The sequence below is a fragment of the Peribacillus sp. GL_122 genome (assembly GCF_057835005.1).
Genome location: NZ_CM174415.1, coordinates 4,874,590 through 4,896,378, shown reverse-complemented (window position 1 = coordinate 4,896,378; position 21,789 = coordinate 4,874,590). Strand labels below are relative to the sequence as shown.

The 21,789-nt window shown below is 35.2% G+C and carries 19 protein-coding genes and 1 pseudogene; 15 read left to right on the top strand and 5 right to left on the bottom strand.

The features are described from left to right. Positions 1–66: 66 nt before the first annotated feature. The 6 genes from AC3ISB_RS23730 to AC3ISB_RS23705 all read left to right on the top strand — a co-directional run bounded on the left by AC3ISB_RS23730 (position 67) and on the right by AC3ISB_RS23705 (position 4,256). A complete protein-coding gene (locus tag AC3ISB_RS23730) occupies positions 67–507 on the top strand; it encodes a GNAT family N-acetyltransferase (RefSeq protein ID WP_489274642.1) in 441 nt (146 codons plus the stop codon). A gap of 50 nt (positions 508–557) precedes the next feature. Beyond that, the gene (locus tag AC3ISB_RS23725; RefSeq protein WP_098372114.1) at positions 558–1,088 is read left to right on the top strand and encodes a PepSY-associated TM helix domain-containing protein; all 531 of its coding nucleotides are present in this window, start codon (positions 558–560) and stop codon (positions 1,086–1,088) included. A 14-nt stretch (positions 1,089–1,102) separates the two neighbouring features. Continuing rightward, positions 1,103–1,525, top strand: a complete 423-nt coding sequence (gene fosM / locus AC3ISB_RS23720) for a FosM family fosfomycin resistance protein (RefSeq protein ID WP_489274640.1) — start codon at positions 1,103–1,105, stop codon at positions 1,523–1,525. A gap of 26 nt (positions 1,526–1,551) precedes the next feature. Then, positions 1,552–2,235 (top strand): aspartate/glutamate racemase family protein, encoded by a 684-nt coding sequence (locus tag AC3ISB_RS23715; protein ID WP_489274638.1) that lies wholly within the window; start codon positions 1,552–1,554, stop codon positions 2,233–2,235. A 619-nt stretch (positions 2,236–2,854) separates the two neighbouring features. Next, positions 2,855–3,052, top strand: coding sequence for a hypothetical protein (locus AC3ISB_RS23710; RefSeq protein ID WP_480340545.1), 198 nt, complete (start codon positions 2,855–2,857; stop codon positions 3,050–3,052). Between the two features lie 334 nt (positions 3,053–3,386). Beyond that, positions 3,387–4,256 carry a DUF6843 domain-containing protein gene (locus tag AC3ISB_RS23705; protein WP_141993664.1) on the top strand — a complete coding sequence of 290 codons (870 nt, stop codon included), beginning with the start codon at positions 3,387–3,389 and terminating at the stop codon, positions 4,254–4,256. A gap of 428 nt (positions 4,257–4,684) precedes the next feature. On the opposite strand, the gene AC3ISB_RS23700 is transcribed toward AC3ISB_RS23705, so the two are convergent. Continuing rightward, positions 4,685–4,819 carry a hypothetical protein gene (locus tag AC3ISB_RS23700; protein ID WP_489274636.1) on the bottom strand — a complete coding sequence of 45 codons (135 nt, stop codon included), beginning with the start codon at positions 4,817–4,819 and terminating at the stop codon, positions 4,685–4,687. Positions 4,820–5,207: 388 nt separating this feature from the next. Between AC3ISB_RS23700 and AC3ISB_RS23695 the strand changes: the two genes are divergently transcribed. Continuing rightward, positions 5,208–6,608 carry an MFS transporter gene (locus AC3ISB_RS23695; RefSeq protein ID WP_489274635.1) on the top strand — a complete coding sequence of 467 codons (1,401 nt, stop codon included), beginning with the start codon at positions 5,208–5,210 and terminating at the stop codon, positions 6,606–6,608. Positions 6,609–6,703: 95 nt separating this feature from the next. After that, positions 6,704–6,796: pseudogene (locus AC3ISB_RS23690) on the top strand (amidohydrolase family protein); the annotation flags it as partial. A gap of 343 nt (positions 6,797–7,139) precedes the next feature. Here AC3ISB_RS23690 and AC3ISB_RS23685 read toward each other — a convergent pair. Continuing rightward, positions 7,140–9,599 carry a SpoIID/LytB domain-containing protein gene (locus AC3ISB_RS23685; protein ID WP_489274633.1) on the bottom strand — a complete coding sequence of 820 codons (2,460 nt, stop codon included), beginning with the start codon at positions 9,597–9,599 and terminating at the stop codon, positions 7,140–7,142. Between the two features lie 945 nt (positions 9,600–10,544). On the opposite strand from AC3ISB_RS23685, the gene AC3ISB_RS23680 reads away from it, so the two are divergent. From AC3ISB_RS23680 to AC3ISB_RS23670, 3 genes are all read left to right on the top strand, one after another. Then, positions 10,545–11,045 (top strand): hypothetical protein, encoded by a 501-nt coding sequence (locus AC3ISB_RS23680; protein WP_489274631.1) that lies wholly within the window; start codon positions 10,545–10,547, stop codon positions 11,043–11,045. Between the two features lie 175 nt (positions 11,046–11,220). Continuing rightward, positions 11,221–11,394 carry an anti-repressor SinI family protein gene (locus AC3ISB_RS23675; RefSeq protein WP_328145900.1) on the top strand — a complete coding sequence of 58 codons (174 nt, stop codon included), beginning with the start codon at positions 11,221–11,223 and terminating at the stop codon, positions 11,392–11,394. Positions 11,395–12,327: 933 nt separating this feature from the next. Next, entirely contained in the window at positions 12,328–13,167 is an 840-nt protein-coding gene (locus AC3ISB_RS23670; RefSeq protein ID WP_098936724.1) for a tyrosine-type recombinase/integrase, read from the top strand. 258 nt (positions 13,168–13,425) lie between these two features. Here AC3ISB_RS23670 and AC3ISB_RS23665 read toward each other — a convergent pair whose 3' ends face one another. Next, complete coding sequence (locus AC3ISB_RS23665; RefSeq protein WP_056527673.1) at positions 13,426–14,043, bottom strand: TetR/AcrR family transcriptional regulator; 618 nt, start codon at positions 14,041–14,043, stop codon at positions 13,426–13,428. A gap of 305 nt (positions 14,044–14,348) precedes the next feature. Here AC3ISB_RS23665 and AC3ISB_RS23660 point away from each other — a divergent pair, with 305 nt between their 5' ends. Both AC3ISB_RS23660 and AC3ISB_RS23655 read left to right on the top strand, forming a co-directional pair. Beyond that, positions 14,349–16,043, top strand: coding sequence for a CocE/NonD family hydrolase (locus tag AC3ISB_RS23660; RefSeq protein ID WP_057213747.1), 1,695 nt, complete (start codon positions 14,349–14,351; stop codon positions 16,041–16,043). A gap of 320 nt (positions 16,044–16,363) precedes the next feature. After that, positions 16,364–17,302, top strand: a complete 939-nt coding sequence (locus AC3ISB_RS23655) for a magnesium transporter CorA family protein (RefSeq protein WP_489274628.1) — start codon at positions 16,364–16,366, stop codon at positions 17,300–17,302. A 650-nt stretch (positions 17,303–17,952) separates the two neighbouring features. Here AC3ISB_RS23655 and AC3ISB_RS23650 read toward each other — a convergent pair. Together AC3ISB_RS23650 and AC3ISB_RS23645 are read right to left on the bottom strand one after the other, a co-directional pair. Then, positions 17,953–19,095, bottom strand: a complete 1,143-nt coding sequence (locus tag AC3ISB_RS23650) for an MFS transporter (RefSeq protein WP_489274627.1) — start codon at positions 19,093–19,095, stop codon at positions 17,953–17,955. A 64-nt stretch (positions 19,096–19,159) separates the two neighbouring features. Then, positions 19,160–19,756, bottom strand: coding sequence for a TetR/AcrR family transcriptional regulator (locus tag AC3ISB_RS23645; protein ID WP_489274625.1), 597 nt, complete (start codon positions 19,754–19,756; stop codon positions 19,160–19,162). Between the two features lie 446 nt (positions 19,757–20,202). Here AC3ISB_RS23645 and AC3ISB_RS23640 point away from each other — a divergent pair, with 446 nt between their 5' ends. Further along, positions 20,203–20,370: a hypothetical protein gene (locus AC3ISB_RS23640; protein WP_489274623.1), complete on the top strand. Its 168-nt coding sequence runs from the start codon at positions 20,203–20,205 to the stop codon at positions 20,368–20,370. Between the two features lie 213 nt (positions 20,371–20,583). Then, entirely contained in the window at positions 20,584–21,675 is a 1,092-nt protein-coding gene (locus AC3ISB_RS23635) for a GerAB/ArcD/ProY family transporter (protein ID WP_489274622.1), read from the top strand. The last annotated feature ends 114 nt before the right edge of the window (positions 21,676–21,789 follow it).

Here is a 21,789-nt window from a genome sequence, read left to right as displayed (position 1 = left end):
CATAAGATAAGATATAATTTGGATTAATATACAAAATTTTAATGAAAATAGAAAGGAAGCATGAATATGATAGAAATGCTGCCACTGACATCGGAGAATTTGGAGCAATGTATTGAACTCTACATGAACGTGTTTAATCGTGAACCATGGAATGAAAGTTGGACATATGAAACGGCTAAAGAGAGACTTTCCGACTTATTGCATACGCCTAAATTTCTTGGCTTTTTATTTCAGGTTGATCACAATGCTGTTGGTTTTGTTGCTGGAAATAGTAAGGTGTCTTATCAAGGTTTAACTTTTTATTTGGCAGAACTTTGTGTAAATAATGAAATGCAAGGTAAAGGGCATGGCTCAAAGATGCTTCAATCTTTAGAAGATGAACTGCAGAAAAGAGAGATTAAAAGTCTATATTTATTAACTGCTAATGACGGGCTTGCAGAAGCATTTTATCTGAAAAATGATTATATTGTAAATGAAGATCGGGTGGTTATGAAGAAAAATTTATAATTGTATGAATATTACTGTTTTGAAAAATAGTCAAAGGATGTGATGGAACATTGTCGAAATCTGTAAAGTTGTATCAATTAAGCCGAAAAATACATAAATGGACTGGATTGGTTTTATCCGTTTTTTTTATGTTCATCGCAGTCACAGGCCTCGTGCTTGTTTATATGTTACCACTCGGAGTGGCTGATGAGTTAAGGACGGGGAAAGAGGCGGGTCCAGATCAAGCGATACCTATGGAGAAGGTCGTGTCCATTGCTACGTCTCAGGATCTTCCAGGTGCAGACTCGGTTGAAGATATATTTAGAATTGAATATAGACCAAGTGCAAATGTGTACCAGGTTCGCTTTAATAATGGTCAAAATGTTCAAATAGATGTGAGTACGGGAAAAGTGTTATCCACAAATCCAGATTACTCGACGTTCCTCATCACTTTGCATGATGGAACCTTCTTTGGTGATTGGTATAGATACAGTATCCTCACAATGACCGGTTTATCCTTAATCCTGCTGTCATTTTCAGGGTATTACATGTTCGGGTATCCTCTTTATAAGCGTCTAATGGCAAAAAAAAAGCAACCTTAATATGAGGTGGTAGAGTGTCTATAAAAGGTTTGAATCACTTTTTATTTTCAGTTTCTAATTTAGAGAGATCCATTGAGTTTTATCGAAATGTTTTTGATGCAAAATTGTTAGTTAAAGGGATAAACACTGCCTATTTTGATTTGAATGGAATGTGGCTTGCCCTGAATGCAGAAAAGGATATACCCCGTAATGAAATAAGCCAATCATACACACATATAGCATTTTCCATAGAAGAAGCTGACTTTATGAACATGTACGAGAAACTAAAGGAATTGAATGTAAACATCCTGTCAGGACGTCCAAGAGATGAAAAAGATAAGAAGTCCATTTATTTCTCTGATCCAGATGGTCATAAGTTCGAGTTTCATACAGGTACTTTACAAAACAGAATAGATTACTATAAACAAGAAAAAGCTCATATGGAGTTTTTCGACTAAATTAAACTATGAAAAGGGGAATCTTTGTGAAAACTATTGGCGGAATGAGCTGGGAATCGTCGCTGGAATATTATCGACTCATTAATGAGGAAGTAAAAGCCAAATTGGGAGGATTGCATTCAGCCAAGTGCATTTTATATAGCGTGGATTTTGAAGAGATCGAACGCTATCAAGCTGACGGAGATTGGGAAAGTTCCGGTAAATTATTAGGCGATGTAGCTCTGTCATTGGAAAAGGCAGGTGCCGAAATGATTGTGATCTGTACAAATACGATGCATAAAGTGGTTGGATATATTGAAGAAAAAGTCAGTTTACCGATTTTACACATTGCTGATTCAACCGCAAAACAAATTAAAAAGTCCAAAATCAGTACGGTTGGTTTACTTGGCACTAAATATACGATGGAGCAAGACTTTTATAAAACACGAATTGAGTCTAATGGTATCAAGGTTTTGATACCAAATGACGAGGATAGAAAAGTGATCAATAAAGTAATTTATGAAGAATTATGTTTAGGGGAAATCAAACAATCATCAAGAGATCATTACAAAAAGATTATCAAGGGGTTAGTGGATGAAGGAGCGGAAGGAATAATATTAGGCTGCACCGAAATTGGATTACTGGTAAAACCAGAGGATTCAGAAGTGCCATTATTTGATACGGCCGCAATCCATGCCGTTGATACTGTTAATATGGCATTGGAAAAATGAATTGATTAGACACTGAGCTTCAATAAAAGGGGTTGCTGCGGCAGCCTTTTTTTTTGTGGAGTTAAAGGGGAAGGATAATTCAGGTAATATGTAACCAAATAAATGGAATTATGTGTTAAAGTTTTACTAAGAAGACTGGGGACTCTGTAAAGGGAGATAAAGATGAGAAATGTAATATATATATTTATTACTAGTTTGATTTGGATATTATCAGGAACTTTTTTGTTCATCCATAGTAAGGGGATGTTGAATGTTAGTCCTTGGGGGATGCACAATTTTGTTAATATAACGATACAAATAGCAGTTATTCTATTACCGGTTATTGGGCTATTTTTATCCATTCTTATTAAGAAAAGATTCATAAAGTACGTAATGACTTTAGGATGCTTAATAAACATTTATTATCTCTCCATCCCATTTATCTTTGTCTGGTTACATTACTTTAAGGTCATTTAATACAGTAGTGATTTTCAGGAAAATTAAACTAACAGGAGCTTTTCTTCAATCTTTAAACATATTCTATAATATTGTGCTTAAGCAGCTAATGAGGCAAGTTAGTTCAACAATGGGTTAATGCATTTGAAATGAATTTATATTGCAGTAAAGGAGAAGGTTGGATTTGATTAAGATTGATACAGTTTTTTCATATGTTCTTCTCGGTGTGATAGTTTTTTACGCCTTGGAGTGGGGAGCTGCTGGTTCAGGTTTCGGGGTACTTGTTGGAGGGAGTTTTGGTTTACTTTTATATATAGCTAATCATATTAGTAAGAACCAAAAAACAATGGATAATACGGAAGAACCTGATGACAAGCAATAAATATTATTTATAAGCTAACGGGCGTTTTACATCAATAACAGGGTTGCTGTGGCAGCTCTTTTTCTTGTGGATCAATAAAGATATTGCTTAAAACCACTATCATCTGTACATAAGTAAAAAAAGTAAAAGTGGGTGTTCTAGATATATCCCATTTCGGTTATGGAAAGTAGACAGCAATGTGGATCAACCGAGATGAGGAGACAGGGTACTATATGCTGACCGAGTGTTTTCACCAATGGGGATATGACTTTATCCCTTTATAAATTGTTTGCAAAGGCTTTGATTAAGGCTCTTTGTACGAATGTAGAGATGAAAAAACAAAAGGGGAATAAAAATGAAAGATATGCTTTTCACAAAGCTTAAATCTGTTTTGATTGTCAGCATTATTTTCGGAGGATTCTTTCTCCTATTGGAACTTCGAACAGGTTTGCCAATCTATTTTATATTCGCGATGGTATATGCCTTCATAGGAAATGTTGTTTACGGGTCACCCGTTTCCTTTCTTTCGGATTTTGTAACAATGAAGATCGGAAAGAATCGATTTATTTTCGCATCCTTGTTCTACCTGTTGTTCGGTTTTCTGCCCTCCATATTTTTAGGAGAACTCGGAATTTATGCGGTCATCTGCTCTTTTCTCTTCTTCTTATCAGAAGAATGGCAGAGAATGAGAAAACACAACAGGGGGATAAAGCCGGCCAACAAGGTAATAATTACGAACACGCTATCTACTGTTATCCTATTCTCTTTAGCATTATATGGGTCAATGACTGTCTCGGGTCAATTGTTTGAAAAGCATACAAATGAATTCTATCTCATTCCAAAAGGGTATGAGGGTGAAGTTAGAGTGGTGTACAATATCAAGGATGCTCCAAGACCTAAAAAAAGTGAAGACTTTGATATTTATCGAATTAATGAAAAAGGTTACACACTCAGCCCACTTCCTGAAAGAGAAGGGATTATCAATAATCAATATTTTTATATTGATAAAGAAGGAAATAAAGAAAGAATTGATGATTCTTGCATTAATCTTGGAGGTTCGGAAGGTGTACAAATAGATGACTACGAGTACTCCAGCTCCTATTTTACTGTAACAAATACACATTGCAGTGAAACGTTTAGTACAGATGGAGACCCTAATTTACCACGGGGAATCTCGTTAGAAGGGATTATTAAAGAAGAAGGATTGGATAAACCTAAAAACTAGATGGGATTTTGTCCTGATTATGATACTTAAATATAGTCCGCTATTTAAAGAGCGGGTGCTTAATTTCAATATTGAGAGCTGCATCGGCAGCTCTTTTTTGTATGGAACTATAAGGGGCGGGTTAGTTAAAAAAGAGAAAAGCCTATTTTATGTCGCTTTTGATCATCTCGATACCAGATAGTCCTGCATTTGGATAAATATGATATAAAAGCATGGCATGGCGGATTATGAAGTCATAGTTAGGGCTATAAGAGATGGGTACCCAGTTGTCAATTGAAAGCCTTGACGACTAACCTATACATACTTTGAATTGCTTCGACTAAATGTGGTACTACCTGATCTTTAGTAAAATTTCTTAACACATCTATTGCATGATCATATACTCCATAACAATTATCTATACTGAAGGTCATCATAATAGGTTCAGTTTAACTAATATGAGGATGTTCCTCAAAATACTCAATTGCACTTGCAAACTCATTTATCATTTCCTCAGTTAAATCATTATCATCGGGCATAGGAGCGCATTTTTTAAGTATGGAAAGTGCTTGATCTTTGTTCATAATTTTCACCTCTGTTTCATTGTATCTCATATACATCCTTAGTTCACATAACGACACAAGAAGGAAGCAAGCGCAGAAAGACACCCCTTACGGGATCAGAGATTTCTTTATTCCCCTGCTTTCTTCTCTAAGCAGGGGACCTACCAACCAAAAGAGCTATTGTAAGCAAAAAAATGAATATTTTTCTGTTTTTGTATCAAAATAATTAATGTCCAAAGGCTTTTCGATTTCTGGTGAAGTTAGTCTAATGTTGTTGGAACTGTTTCCATTAGAAGACAAAATTTCATTTGGGATATAATTGAAAAAACACCCGAAATCTGCTTGTGCCTCAGTTTGACTTTATTTCTCATTCTTGAATAATGGTATCCCATGGAGATGACAAGATAAAATGAAATTTAACAAGAAAAAAATTAACTTTGTAGATATTCAAAAAGCGAAGAAAAGTGTGTTTGCTACAGGGGTAGGAAACGCTATGGAGTGGTTTGATTTTGGCTTATATTCCTATTTAGCTGTTATCATTAGTCAAAACTTTTTTAGTGCTGTTGAGAATGATGAGCTAAAATTAGTGTTCACCTTTGCAACATTTGCGATTGCCTTTTTAATGCGCCCAGTAGGCGGTATCATATTTGGTAAAATCGGAGATAAATTAGGAAGAAAAGTCGTTTTAACAACCACGATTATTTTAATGGCTTTTTCAACATTACTAATCGGTTTATTACCTACATATGATCAAATCGGTATATGGGCACCTATACTCTTATTAATAGCTAGAATTATTCAGGGTTTTTCAACTGGTGGCGAATACGCTGGTGCAATGGTCTATATAGCAGAATCTTCTCCAGACAATAAGCGTAATATGCTTGGAAGTGGATTGGAAATTGGTACGCTCATTGGTTATATATTCGCTTCAATACTTGCCAGTACACTCTTTATCACTCTATCTGATCAACAGATGGCCTCATGGGGTTGGAGAATACCGTTTCTACTGGGCTTACCTTTAGGGCTTATTGGGCTGTACTTAAGAAAAAGTTTAGAGGAATCACCGATTTTTGAAAATGAACTTTCTGATGATGAAGTCCAAGAGGAAAGCTTCCTATCTATTTTTAAAAATCACAAAAAAGATATTCTTGTATGTTTTGTAGCTGTTGCATTCTTTAATATTACAAGCTATATGCTATTATCATACATGCCTTCTTATTTAGATGAGATTATTGGATTATCTAGTACAGTAGGAACCCTATTAATTACGATTCTAATGATTATTATGGTGCCACTTACTTTAATGTTTGGAAAGCTCAGTGATAAAATTGGAAATAAGACTGTTTTCTTAATCGGAACAGGCGGATTAACCCTATTATCTGCCCTTGCTTTTTATTTAATAAACTTGAATGCTTTAGTATTTATTTCGTTAGGTATTCTAATTCTAGGTGTTCTGCTTTCAATTTATGAAGGCACAATGCCTGGATCGTTACCAACCATGTTCTATACTGATATTCGATATCGGACATTATCAGTGACCTTTAATGTCTCAGTTTCAATATTTGGTGGAACTACCCCATTAGTTTCCACATGGCTAGTTCACCAAACGGGGAATAACTTAGCACCTGGTTTCTATCTAACAGCCGTGAGTATTATTGGATTTTTAGTGATATTATTCTGGTTCAAAAGTACTTCAGGAAAATCCCTAAAAGGTTCTTACCCAACAGTTGCTTCTAAGTCTGATTATCAAGAAGCTGTTGAAAATCCAAAAGATTCCCTATGGTGGAAAACGGAACAAAGAGAAAAATAAACGGAATTAAAAAGCACATTCAATGGGATGACTACTCGAAAATACAGACACTCAAACATGAGCGTCTATATTTCGGGTTTTTGTTTTGCTTATTGTATGCAGACATTGAATTGATTTAGCGTCTATTTGATGAAAAAGCTACCGAAAAAATATTGTACACGAATGCATTAAAATGGTACTTTAAGTAATTAAGCCATAAGATTTAGAATGAAAATTTAAAGTTTGTGAGTGAGTACACTTAAACTAACGGGTGCGTTAAGTGAAATAAGAACCACTAAAAATAATAAAAATATTTTATAAAAACTTTTTAATAATTGACAAGAAAAGAATCCATTTTGATCAATCTTTTTTCAAAATGGATTCTTTTTTATTTACGTTAATATGTGAGTTTAGGGGGAACCTTTGATTAATCTTTATTACAACAGAAAACTATCGGAAATAAAAATTTATAGAAAAAGACTATCTTAAAAAAATCATGGTCTTATTCAGTGCTCACCAACTTTGATTAGGGCTTTTCACTGATTGATTTCGTTATCTGACGTTCGTTAGGTATTTTTCGTGCACATAACCTGTTCCCTTACCGTACTGAATTTTGTACCAAGAATTGCTCTTATTAATTACAGTAACAATTTGGTTTTTCTTCAAAGAGCCAAGAATTTTCCCTGATGTGGCTGGCTTGGAACGGACATTCAACTTCGTAGCATTGACCTTACCAGCCATATTCTTCGCTGCCGGTTTGTTTAAAGTGTAGGAAGTCGTCGTTGTACGTTTGTTCTTGCTTGGATCAATCGCTGTAATGGTAAACGTATACTTTCCGTTCGATACCTTTGATACATTCCATGATGCACTTTGGATACCAGCATTTTTTGTAGAATTATTGGTTAGTGTCGCCACAGTTTTGCCTTTTGCATCTTTTACTTGAACGGTTACCTTCGCCTTTTCATTAATCTCATACTTCAAAGCAACATTACTCGTTTTTGAATCATATGAGGTTTTTATATTATTAATGGAAGGTGCCGTTATATCGGGTTTCATTAAAGTAAATGGAACCGTTGCCGAGCTTTTATTTTGATTGCTGTCGATCGTTGTAATTTCAAATGAGTACTTACCGTTCGAAATCTTTGATACATTCCAAGATGTCCATTGGACACCGGCGTTTTTCTCTACATTATTGATTGGAGTAGATAGGATTTTGCCTTTTGCGTCTTTTACTTGAACGGTAACCTTTGCTTTTTCATTGATCTCATACTTCAGGAAAACTTTATTCGTTTTTGAGTCATATGAGGTATTTGTATTTTTAATAACTGGAGCCGTTGTGTCAGGCTTTGTTATTGAAAATGGAACAGATGCTGAACTAGTATTATTACTACTATCAATCGCTCTAATTTCAAAGGTGTATGAACCGTTGCTTGCCCATAAAGCATCCCAAACGGCTAATTGCGATCCTGACGGCTTTTCGTCCCCTTTAACAAGAGTAGCGACGACACGCTCTTTTTCATCCTTAACTTCCACTGTCACCTTCGCTTTTTCATTCGTGACAAAGGTTAAGTTGACTTGGTTTGTTTTAGTATCGTAATACGTTTTTATATCTTTAATCGTTGGTGCTGTTTCATCTTTAGGTGCAGGGTCTGGAACTGGTGTTGGGATTGGCGTTGGAATGACAGGTGCCGGTTCCGGCTTTACTGGTTCCACTTCCTCAGGTTCTGGCTCATAAGCTTTTCTTAAGCTTGTCCCTTCATAATAGAAAGCAAGAATCTCGCGATACGTATGTCCCTGTTCGCCAGCCTTTTTCGCGCCATACTGACTTAATCCGACACCATGGCCGAATCCCTTGCCTGAAACGTTAATCGTATCCCTTGCAGTATCCACTTTGTCTACTAAAAAGCTTTTCATGAAGCTCAGACCAATAATGTCTCTAATTTTCGAAGCCGTTACATCTTCTAATATTACACTTTGCTGTAGCGCTTTCCCCTTTTCTTTCACCATAAATTCAATTGTAATACTTCCTTTACTCATCCTGCGGCCACTTGTTGGTGCATGAAGGGAAAAGAAAGGAACAGCCGTAATTTTAATGTCTTTACCTGTATAGCCATTGGACTGTAGCCATGATCTTATATTAGAAATTTCTGGTGTTTTTTCGGCTTCCTTCGTAGTAGCCCACCATGCATCTGCATTTGTCAAATCTAAGTTTGTAAGGTCTATTTGTTGCTTTTTCACACTAAAACTCCACACAGCTTGTGGATCATATGGATCGTCTTTGACCTTTAAATATGGTAGCTCTGTGCCGACCCAAACATTTTTGTTTGATTCGGTTTTTCCTCCATTGCTAGAGGAAAAAAAAGCATCTGAGCCTATATGTAGTTTATCACGATAACCAATGACCTGACCTTCTGTTGCTTTAACAGCTTTGGTTGAATTTTCGTGCCAAGCGTAACCACCGTATACCTGGTAACTCATTGTGTCATCGGGTGTTCTGTTGATGTAGCTCATCGAATAGGTTCTTGCTGCAACAGACTGTGCCTTTAAGGCTTCTTGATTCCATAAAGCCGGCATTTCAGCTGGAACGACTCCTTTTAAGTAATCTTCAAGACCAATCGAGTTAAAAGGGCGGATGAATTTCCCATCTTCCATAATAAAACGGAAACTTCCTAAGTATGGACGGCCATTAATCGAAAGTGGACCGTTCCCTGTTTCAGGTTTCACCTCAATTTCAGAAGCTTTGCCTATTTCTTTTGAATCTGTCAGGACAACAATGTCCGTACCGCTGACCCTCAACGTGTACTTCTTGTTCGATTCTAGTTTTACATTTGCTAGATTCGTAGTGTACGTGACTTCCGGTTCGATGGTAAGCTCGGATTTGTTACCAAGATAGCCTTTTAATTTTACCTTAATGATCGGATCGGCTGCCGCCTTAACTGATATATCTGGAAGTAAAAATAGCATGAGAACGAGTGTAACAAACATCCATATTCCAAACCGTACCTTTTGCATTGAATAACCTCCTCTGAATATGAAAATGTGCAAAATAATAGTATACCATCCATAATTATACACGAGTTATATTTTACTATTTTAGGAGTCCCACCTAATGGCCATCAGAGTACAATCAGTAAAAGATGAAAAGACGGCATTTGCGTTATATTCAAATGTTTTTTTCTAAAATCTTTAAATGAGTGAGAAAAGTCTATTATTATAGGTCTTCCATATTTGCGAAAATAACTATAACCTCAATTTGTGGAATATCTGGTACCGTGGGTCTATGCAAAAGCAGGAGCTGCGATTATGGATTTAAAGTTTATAAGAGTGAAAAGGGTGAAGGGGCAACAGGCAAAGGACCAGTCAGTGGACAACTTTAAATGAAAAATGTCATTTAAAGTTGTCCATAATTTTAAGAAAGGGATAGAGGCAGTCGGATTTGAAGATTGGAGCTTATATACTCCTTATTTAAACACAAAGAAATCACCATTTTTATGAAAGGGTAGATTAAAACAAGCGTAGTGTATTCAAACTGTTCATTAAACCAAAAATCCCCTACTGCAAACCTTCATAATAACAACCTCAAATTCATAAAATTGTTTATATAGATTTATTAAAAATTAGCCATAATTAAACAACCAAGTATCAACCTAAAAGGAGCTGGTTAATTGTTAAATCTATTCCTAGAGTTTTTTGATATTTTGGTTACTATAGCTGACGCACTTATTTCTTATTTTCGGGATAAAAACAAGAAAAAAACCAGATAGTAAAATTACTCTTTTTACGTCACAATATGTGTCAGCTCTACAATAAGCCTTATTGAACTAAAGGGGCAAGATAGTTGTATAAGGAATTGGTTTATTATGGTATTATATTTAGGTTATTGTCTTTAACACTCAATGTTAGGGTGGATAATTTATTCGTTCGAAATTTACATTCATCTTTTAGGAGGACATACTTTTGTTTAATTTTAAAAAAGTCACTGTAGGACTCCTTGTTATAGGAATCCTTGCTGCTTGTGACAATGAACTAGACTTTAAAAATGAATTAGTAGATACTCCTCAACAAAACGAGGTTCAAGATTCCACCCAACAGAACACAGAGCCTTCTTACGATGCACCAAGGTATCATATGACGGGCGGTTGGACAAATGGTGAATATTACATAATGATTAATGGTAGCAGCGACATCAAAGGATCTGCTAAGTATATACTGCAAAAAATTCCGAAAGAGGGAAAAGAGAAAGTCGTAAAGCATTTACAGTTAACCGAATCAACCGGAAATAAGCTAACTGCTATAATTTATAGTGAAGATTCAAATAAAACTTCATTTCTAACGTTAGAAATGAACAAAGAAAAAACTGAAATTACTATAACGATGCCAAATGAAAAACCCGTCACTTACAAAAAAACAGATATTATGCCATTCGAATTTAATCCTGAATATGTATGGGGAGAATAAAACCAAAATAAAAAGACACCTCATCAACCATAGTGGTAAGCTTTGTTATTGAACTAACGGGGCAGGATAGTTGAATAAGCGTAGTTTCTTAGTAAGACGATGATTTTGTAGAAACGCGTAGGTAATTTTCAGAAGATTTCCATTAAAACCTCGTTGGAAAAATGTATAATTAGATATATCATTCACAAGTTTATTAAGGAGGTATAATATTATCAATCTAATTAATGAGGTTGAATCAAATATTGATTTAGATATTGAGTGGATAAATTTAATTCTTTTAGCTAAAGAATCTGGTATATCTATTGATAAAATTAAAGAATTCTTAAATCAATCTTCGGGACCTCGATAAGGTCCTTTTTATTTTCACCTTATAAGCTGTTGCACAGATTGTGTCAACTCTACAATAAGGCAGGTTGCTGAGGCTGCCTTTTTCTTATGGCACTAATGGGGCAGGATAGTTCAACAAGCATAGTCTCTTCGAATTGTGTGGATTATTTCTAAAAAAGTGTTTTAATGGTAAAATTAGTTAGGGGTGATTTTATTGAATAGTAATAAAGGTTATAAATTTAATTTTATAGTTTCTTTAACTTTTCTCATTTTAGGTTATATTTTCATAAATATCTTCACCAATATAGTACCTACCATTATTCTTTTTGGTTACTTCTTTCTGTACTACCTCATTAGTGGCCTTTATCGCTTATCCCAACATAAGAAACAAAGCAGATCGAACTCATATAATTAATTTTCATACCGTCTCATTTGCGTCACAGTTTGTGTCAACGCTTCAGTAAGTCTTATGCAACTACGGGTGCGTTAGCTGAAGATCGGAGCTGTCTTTAAGGCAGCTTTTTCTTATGGAAGGAGTGGTTTGTATTTATGGCAATAACAAAGAAAAGATTTTTCATTAGTTATATAGTGGGTTTCATACTCATGTATATTGCTAGCTCTGGTCTGCAATACTTCAGGGGGCAAACGATAAATTGGTTAGAGAATTTAGCATACGCATTCTGTTTCGTAGCATTTCATTCCCTTTTTAGTTGGTTATGGGGAGATTTTGATAAGAAAAAAGCCGATCACTAATACATAGTTTGTGTCAGCTCTACAATTAGTATTATTCAACAAACAGGTGCGTTAGCTGAAGATTGAAGCCTGTTTTAAGGCAGTTTTTCTTCTTTAGCTAACAGGTGTTATTGCTTAATATAAAAATCTACTAATCTAGTATAATAGTTCTTCTTTTGTCTATACTGTCAATTAATAGGGTATAGATTGGAGAGAAACAAATATGATCTTAACTGATGTATGGGGTTTATATAAGGCAGATAAGCAAATCCAAGGTTATTCTCCACAAACATTAAAGGCCTATTACGTCCAATTTAACTTGTTGGTGAATAGTTTTGGAAATATATCCATTCAAGAACTTTCAACTAATTCTCTTAAAGTTTATCTCGGAAAAGCAGCTGAAAAGCTTAAGCCATCCAGTCTGGGTCACAGAATTCGATTTATTAAATCTTTATTTAGATGGGCTCAGGATGAAAATTTAATTAATGGAAATCCTGCTTCCAAAATCAAGGAACCAAAATTAGAATTAAGGGTTCCAAAATACTTGTCTGAAGAAGAAATTGAACATTTGCGGGAAGCATGTCATACAACATTCGAAAATGCTTTATTTGAGTTTATGTATTCAACAGGATGCAGAATTGGTGAAGCAATAACTCTAGATAGGGCCTCAATCAACTTCTCTAATCAATCAGCAATCGTTTTAGGTAAAGGGCGTAAAGAACGAGAAGTATATTTCAATACCCGTTGTGAAATATGGTTGAAGCGATATTTAAGTGAGCGAAAAGATCATGAGGAAGCACTATTTGTGACAACACGCGCACCCCATCGAATGAGTATTTCTCAAGCGAGGAACATTTTAAAACTGGTAGCAAAGAGAACGGACATAAAAAAGAGCATTCATCCCCACCAGCTTAGACATAGTTACGCCACAAATTTATTAAATAATGGAGCCCCTCTAGAAGTGATTCAAAATTTAATGGGTCATGAAAAAAGTGAAACCACAAAAATTTATGCATATCTAAGTGGTGCAATGCGGAGAGACTTGTATAGAAAGTATTTTTAAGGGACCAAGGGTCCTTTTTATTTTGTTGTTCTTAATAAACTATCGGGGCAGGATAGTTCATTAAGGAATACTGTTAAGTGACATTAAAGTCGTTTAAAAACGTCAGTCATGTTATTCCATTAAAGGACCATTTAATCGAATAACTTATTTTAAAGTGCAGATGAGATTGTGAAGGAATGTATTTAAATTGGAAGGTTCAAGAAGAATATAAAAAAGGACAGTACATGAAAAACTTGGATACTGTCCATTTTCCTATCATTACTTTTTCAACCCAGCCGCAAAGTAGGGACCATTAGCCGTAATGGTCGTTAGGATACGAGCCATTTCTTGAGGGGATTCTTTCCTGCCACTTTCCAACCATTGTTGAATTACCCCTATTATTGCAGTTCCCATATAAGAAGCTAAATATTGTCCTGGTACAAGGAAATTTTCTTCCTTTATAAATGCGTTTGGATTATTTCCATAGAGTGTTTCCCACATAAATTCTTTCAGTCTTGTTTGAAACGATAAATCCCCTTTTGGACCTAACACAGCTTTCATAAATCCACTATTTATATTTAAATACTCAAATAATGAAACTGTTAAGGAAAATGGTGTCAAAGTCTGAGAGTCAGTTTCAAGCGCGGCAATAACACTTGGGAAGTTTTGCTTTGTAATTCTGGACATATCAAGCATAATTTCCTCCTCGCATTTAGTCATTAAATCAAATTTGTCTTGATAGTGTGCATAAAATGTACCTCTATTTATTTTCGCCCTAATTGTTATGTCTTTAACCGTAATTGCTTCGAACCCTTTTTCATTTATTAATTCTACTAATGCGTGTCGAATTGATTCTTTTGTCCGAATGACACGTAAATCAGTATTACTATTACGCAAGCAAATTCCTCCTTCCTTTTACCCAACACAATTATTAAAGGTGTTCCGTAACCAACACATTTGCCATTTTTAATTATTGAACAGAACCTAATTCAATTTTATAATTTGAAAAGTAATACACAACAGGTTGTTCTTTATTATAAGTTAACATCTAGGAGGGATACAGCCAACTTTTAACAAAAATATATGCTAAGCAAAATTCAACATCATCTAATCTGTATTTTTTCACTCAAAGTTGGGAGGCTACTTTTAAGGAAATTATAGGTTACAGCGATGAATTTTTAATGAAAGGAAGTAGATGTAAAATGAACAAATTCTTGGGTCGTCCTGATCTGAAAACGACACATCCCAATGACACTAAACCAGGTTTGAACAAAATAGTCATGACTACGGCGCATTATGGAAATCAAGAGATGATAATGGAGAAGGATGTTCCCATCAAAATGCGGGATGGGGTCACAATATACGTCAATGTTTTCCGTCCGAATAAGCCTGGGAAGTTTCCGGTGGTAATGAGCATGGATCCATATAATAAAGATGGCTTACCCCCCTATGATACTTTTCGTCAAGTCTGGCCGACGGTAGGTACTATCGTTACATCTCTTTTTGCGCCATTTGAGTCACCTGATCCCGGTTTTTGGGTGCCAAACGATTATATATTGATTAAAATCGCAACGCGGGGTAGTTCAAATTCGGAAGGTGACCTCTATCCTTGGACGAAAACGGAAACTCAAGATTATTATGAAGTCATCGAATGGGCCGGCGTTCAGGAGTGGAGCGATGGCAATGTGGGACTAAACGGTGTGTCATATCTGGCCATGACCCAATGGCGGGTGGCCGCTATGAATCCGCCTCATCTGAAGGCGATCATCCCGTGGGAAGGGACTTCTGATCTGTACCGGGAATGGTACTTTCACGGCGGAATACCGGAAACGGTTTTCTCAGCTGATTTCGAGAAGTTGCAACATACCCGGTGGCCAAATAACAACATAGAAGAAATGGTAGCGGCGCAAAAAGAACATCCGTTACTCGATGAGCACTGGGAGGAAAGACAGGTTACATTGTCCGATATCAAGGTACCCATGTTTGTTTGCGCCAGCTGGTCCACCCAAGGGTTGCATAACCGCGGTACCTTTGAAGGCTTTAAACAGGCTTCATCCAAAGACAAGTGGCTGCTGGTTCATGGCCGTAAGGAATGGGAAACCTACTATTTGCGTGAATCGCTGGAACAGCAGAAGGAGTTCTTCGATTATTTCCTGAAAGGCATTGAGAATGATTGGATGGGTACGCCTCGGGTACGCTACGAGGTCAGAGAGAAATTCTATAAGGGACACATTCGCACCGCGAATGAGTGGCCGATAGCCCAAACAAAATATTCCAAACAATATCTGAATGGCGAAGAAATGTCCCTGCAGCAAACCCCTGTTCAGAACGAAACCAGACTCACCTATAATGCCGAGCCTGGTCAGACAGAAAACAGTGATTTAAGATTTAAATTTACCGCTGACGAGGACATTGAGCTCACAGGAAATATGAAACTCAAGCTCTGGGTCTCTGCCGAAGACACGGATGATATGGATATTTTTGTTGGCATTAAGAAGTATGACAGACGAGGCAATGAAGTGTTCCTTCCAGATTTTAACCATATTGAAAACGGGCAGGTGGCCAATGGATGGTTGAGAGTTTCCCATAGAGAGTTGGATCCTGAAAGATCTACTCCTTATCAGCCTGTACTTAAGCACAAGAGATTATTGAAGCTTAATAAAGGCGAGATTGTGCCATTAGAAATTGAAATATTACCTTCAAGCATTCTCCTAAGAGATGGAGAAAGTCTGGTGCTGGTTATAAAAGGAAGCGAGATAATCATCGAAGAAAACCCATCAGGTGATACAAGGCGTTATGGGCACACGGAAACAGTGAACAAAGGAACTCATTCGATTTATACCGGTGGAAAGTATGATTCATTCCTTCTGGTACCTGTGATTCCTAAGAAAGAATAGTGAAAGGCTGAGTCCCATCAATTGTTGTAAATTCCGCTGGAGGGATTCAGTGAAACCTTCCCTGCAGGTAAGTTAAAAATACGTTTAAGCAGGTCATATCCGAAGGCTTAGCGTATTTTTTCGTTAACATGTTGACGGTATCCCTTTAAAAAAGGTGAAGGAATGTCTCGCAGAAAAAGGCGATAAAGATCTGGCTTCTATGAGTTGAATGGTTGATTTTGTATGAATCATTAATTCTTGATAGGGCATTGGGCTCTCTTAAATCTTTACGTATGTAAGACTTTAGATTATTAGATTAAAGATAGAAAGGGTGATATATCGTGTTTATTACCTATAAATCCTCTCGTGAAGGAATTCTAGAAATAATAGAAAAATTCGAGAAGGATTGCTGGATCAATATGACCGCACCGTCAAAAGAAGAATTGACAGCGGTATCTCAACTTTGTAATATCCCAATTGAATTCTTAAGAGATCCGTTAGATTTAGAAGAAAGCGCTCGGATTCAATATGATCAAGAGACGAATTGTACGTTAATTATTAATGATTTTCCAACTATTGATATGAATCACGGTCAATTTGATTCCTATATTACCATTCCTATTGGAATCATCTTAGGAACAGATTACATTGTTACGGTTTGCAACCAATCGACTAACTCTTTAGAAAATGTAATCAAGAAAAATGTTAACACTTCAATGAAGAGTCGTTTTGCATTAGAGATATTATTTTCAATTTCAACTCAGTATATAGAAAAATTAAAACAGCTCAACAAACAACGTCTTAAAATAGAGAATAATTTGCGTGATTCATTGACGAACAAGCAACTCTATGACCTAATGGAGATTGAAAAAAGTTTGGTTTATTTTCTCACATCATTGAAGGGTAATGGGGATATCATAACCAAATTATTTCGTGCGAATTCCGTAAAGTTATACGAAGATGACAAAGATCTTCTAGAAGATGTAAAAATTGAAAATAATCAAGGAATTGAGACCACAGAATTATATACAAGAATTTTGAACAGTATAACTGGGTCATATTCTTCGCTAATATCGAATGAATTGAATAATACAATGAAAACTCTTACGTTATTTACAGTCTTTTTAACACTTCCTACACTTGTATTTAGTTTTTTTGGTATGAATGTTACTTTACCTATTGCTGATCAGGATCCCTTCTCTTGGATGATTATACTGATAATAGCATTAATTTTTATTGCCTTGATCGGATTGGCACTATGGAGAAGGAGGATATCCTAATTTGTTACGTATAAGTTAAAAAAGGCAGTCGATTCAAAAATAAATCGGGCTGCTTTTTTATTTGGTCTGGCTTCAACAATAAAGCTTGTGAATAAATATACTTAAAGTAAAGGGGGCTTTAGTTGAACTAGAAATAAGTGTTTTTTAGGTTCGAGGATAAATCTAAGTTATTCAATTAAAGGGCGCGATTCTTTAATAAGAATCGCTTTTCTTAATGAACTAACAGGCTTTACATCAATAAGAGAGTTGCCTTGGCAGCTCTTTTTCTTATGGAACTATCGGGGCAGGTTTGTTCAATAAGGGACTTGAGTACAATCTGCTAAAATAGTGTTGGTTTAAAATAAAGTTTGATTAAGAAAGTGTCACGAACGTTGATTTTGTAATAGAATAAGCCCTTTTATTTTGAAAAAAGTTTGATCAAAATAAGAGGGCTACGTTTTTCTATTTAATTCATTTTTATTACAAAGTTTGATTACAATTTTTTATAAACACTACATCTTTTTTGTAATATAAGCTAACAAAAAAACTACTTTTTTTATAAGAATAATATAGCTATCGGATTGTCGACTAGATACCTAGCAAAAAACTATCATTATCAATGCATAATCAAAAAGTAAATTGCGAAAAGGTATAAAGAAACATTAAACCACTTAATTCGTCTTTCTGTAGTAAAAATATGGTAATAACGAAATTGCCCCAAGGATAGCTAAACAAGATCCAATCCATAACGGAGATACAAATCCATATCCTTTACTGATTCCAAGACCACCCAGTGACGAACCAATAACAACACCCAGAGTAATAAAAGAACTATGAACGGTATTTATCATTGTTCCATTACTAGCTGTTTTCATTACTCTCGCAACCATTGCAGGATTCAATGCTACACCAGTTAAACCAATAAAAATCATCGAAATAACCGCAATGTATTTATTCTCTGCACCTAAAGCAAATAAAGACAATGCTACTATTAATATAATCAATCCGCTCATCAGTATTTTCGTTGTATATTTATCAGCAAACTTGCCAATCACTATATTCCCAACTACCGTCGCGCTACCATAGAGAGCAAGTAAATATGGAATACTTGCACTTGTAAAGCCTGTGACATTTGTAAAGATAGGAGTGAAATAACTAAATGCTGCAAACGTACCACCAATAATAAACATACTTGTTGTGTACGCTGCCCAAAGATGTCTGTTTTTAAAATGCATAAGTTCGTCTTTCCAGTTCAGTTGCTCTTTGTTTGATAATGATGGTAGCAACCACTGAATCATAATCCCTGATACTAGCACAAGAACAGAAACAGCCCAAAAACTAATACGCCAACCAAAATATTGCGAAATAATGGTTGTTATAGGTAAACCTAATACAGTTGCAACCATTAAACCTGCAAGTACAATTGATGCAGCTTTTCCCATTGAATCAGAGTGAACCAATGTTGTAGAAAAGGAAATCGCAACTCCAAAAGCTGAAGCTGAAGCAATACCAGTTATAATACGTGAAATCATCATAATATCATAGTTCCATGCAATAGCTCCTAGCGATTGACCGATTAAAAATATAAACATTAAAAACAATAGTGCTTGTTTGCTACGCATTCGTAAGAGAATTGCAGTTAAAATGGGGCCTCCTACCACCATTGCTCCTGCATAAGCTGTTATTAAATAACCAATAGATGATACAGAAACCTGGAATGCAAGAGCAAGTTCGTTCATCATACCTGCAACCATAAATTCTGATGTAGTCATACAAAAGATTGCTAAAGCTAGTAAATAAATAATCGATGGCACAAAAAACCACTCCTAAAATATTTTTGTAATGTTCGGTACAAAAATAGTGCTAAAAAAGAGCGCACTAAGCGCCAAAAATAGACTCCAATGTTCCTTTGATAACCTGTTCAGCTAACATTCGATTTTGCATCGATACATTAAGAACACGGAATCCGTAATAACTGCTTAAAAGCAGACTTGCTAATTCTTCAGCTGATTGATTTTTTGAAATTTCACCTGTTTGCAATCCTTCCTCCATCACTGTTTCAATAGCTTGTTTAAGAAACTCAACATGCTTTGAGAAAATTTCTTGTACCATTATATCGTTTTTAGCACGTTCTACACTGGCATTAATCAATAAACATCCTTTTTGATCAATATTCTCAAAGTCTTCTTTCAATGCCCATTCAAAAAAATTACTTAATCGTTCTTTAACTGGAATTGGAATATCTAACAGTTTCTTTTGTTCCCTAATACCAATTTCATGGTAACGTTCTAATACTTGTTTATACAGTTCATGTTTACTGCCGAAAGTATTGTATAAACTTCCTTTTCCAAGTCCTGTATCATTGCATAAATCTTGCGTAGAACACCCCTCATATCCTCTTATCCAGAATGTTTTCATTGCAACATCTATAATTGAGGAATAATTAAACTCTCTGGGTCTGCCACGATTATTCAATCTTATTCTCCTCTCATTTTAAAGATAACATTAGTAGAATACACTTTTTGTACCAATTGGTCAATAAAGATATTTTATTATAACTCTAAAATAAAATTTGATTATTTTAGATTTCGAATGATTAAAATAACCCCTTATCAAATGCAAGTGTTATTTTTAATCAAACTTTATTATAAATGATCAATCTTTATTTTAAATAATCGAACTTTGTTTTAAATGATCAATCTTTTTTATAAACCTACAAATAGTTAGAAAATGGGCAGGGAAGGGTGAAGTAAATGTGTGGAATCAATTTCATTTTAGCTAACACCTATAAAGAAGCGTATAAGGAAGAAACATAGGTAGAGTTTGAAGAGGGAATACACTCATATCTTTTAAGCAGGGAAAAGGACTCTAATAATGAGTTTGGTTTACTTCTAAATCTTAATATTTATGGTGAAACAATATTGTATGGAGAAGAGATTAATGAATTAATAGGTATATGTGATAGCGTAATTAATAAATACAAAGGAGAGGACAAAGAACAAAAAGTTAGACGTTTTGCTAAAGAATTAAAATTTTTTTGCATAGAAGCGTTACAACGTAAAAAACATATATTTGTCATAGGTGATTAGTTTTAAATAGTTTTAAACTTGGTGCGTTAGCTCAAGATTGGGGCTATCTTTAAGGCAGCTCTTCCTTTATGCAACTAACGGGGCAGGTTAGTTCCATAAGCGTAGTTTATTCGTACTGTGTACTTATAGTTTGTATCATTTTGAATAAAATTCACTTATAAAAGCCAGATTATAAAAATGAGGAAAAATGAGTGATACAAATGAGGGTCCTGTATGAACCAAGCTGGTGTTAATGAAAAGTATAAGGTATCGCCATTTTATGTGTTTTTTTTAGTGCATTCTATGCAAATAGGATTAGGCGTATTAAATTTTCAAAGAGATTTAGCTAAGGCGACGGGAACGGATGGCTGGATTTCCATACTCCTAGCCAGCCTGATTGTTCATATATTAATTTGGCTTATATATAAGATTTTTAGCATTGTTCCTGGTGATATCATTTCTGCTAATAATTATGCATTGGGTAAATGGATAGGGAATTTCTTCAGTCTCTTATTCATTATTTATTTTTTTGTCCTTGGAATGACGATCATTATCGGTTATATAAATGTTATTCATGTTTGGATGTTTGATGAGGTACCTTCTTGGGCGTTTGCTTTGGCTTTCCTGATCCTGATTTATTATATAAATACGGGAGGGTTCCGAACTGTTACAGGGATCGCCTTTTTAACTGTAATCGTTTCATACTGGCTTTTATTTGTACCATTATATGGATTTAAATACTCTGATTTCTCCAATTTCCTTCCTGTTTTCGATCATACTTTAGTCGAAATAATGAAAGGAACTAGAAGCGTTTCATTATCAATGCTTGGTTTTGAAATGATCCTGATGTTTTATCCATTCATCAAGAATGCTGAAACATCAAAAAAGTATGCTCACGGAGGAGCTTTGACAACTACGTTATTGCTACTATTACTTTATTTTATTTCAACAGTCTTTTATTCACAGAAACAGTTGGCCCTTACCATATGGCCAACACTCACATTGTCTAGTGTCATTGAACTCCCCTTTCTTCAACGTTTCGAATACATAACTATTTCTTGGTGGGCCATTGTTATCATAAGCAATATGGTCATTCCTTTGTGGGCTGCCAGCAGGGGTGTCAAACGCTTATTCAATGTCCAGCAAAAGTATCCTTTATGGGTAATGTCCATAATCATAGTACTTATCAATATGTTTTTTTTCGAAGTCGATTCTTTATATATATTAAATAAAATAATCAATCCATACAGCGTGTGCTTCCTTGCTTTATACTTGCCTCTTCTTTGGGTTTTGATAAGCATAAAAAAATGGAGGCAACGTTTATGACAACGTTTTTTTATAAAAGCAGAATAAAATGCAAGATATTACTTTGATTATTCTTTTAATTGATGCTATTCCACAGAATTTCCATCATCACAGTTTGTGCCAACTCTGAGATAA

What these genes read in the sequence shown, in the direction of transcription:
- AC3ISB_RS23685 (WP_489274633.1), bottom strand. Translation starts at nt 9,599, where the DNA reads ATGCAAAAGGTACGGTTTGGAATATGGATGTTTGTTACACTCGTTCTC.
- AC3ISB_RS23700 (WP_489274636.1), bottom strand. Translation starts at nt 4,819, where the DNA reads ATGAACAAAGATCAAGCACTTTCCATACTTAAAAAATGCGCTCCTATG.
- AC3ISB_RS23730 (WP_489274642.1), top strand. Translation starts at nt 67, where the DNA reads ATGATAGAAATGCTGCCACTGACATCGGAGAATTTGGAGCAATGTATT.
- AC3ISB_RS23660 (WP_057213747.1), top strand. Translation starts at nt 14,349, where the DNA reads ATGAACAAATTCTTGGGTCGTCCTGATCTGAAAACGACACATCCCAAT.
- AC3ISB_RS23695 (WP_489274635.1), top strand. Translation starts at nt 5,208, where the DNA reads ATGAAATTTAACAAGAAAAAAATTAACTTTGTAGATATTCAAAAAGCG.
- AC3ISB_RS23670 (WP_098936724.1), top strand. Translation starts at nt 12,328, where the DNA reads ATGATCTTAACTGATGTATGGGGTTTATATAAGGCAGATAAGCAAATC.
- AC3ISB_RS23635 (WP_489274622.1), top strand. Translation starts at nt 20,584, where the DNA reads ATGAACCAAGCTGGTGTTAATGAAAAGTATAAGGTATCGCCATTTTAT.
- AC3ISB_RS23705 (WP_141993664.1), top strand. Translation starts at nt 3,387, where the DNA reads ATGAAAGATATGCTTTTCACAAAGCTTAAATCTGTTTTGATTGTCAGC.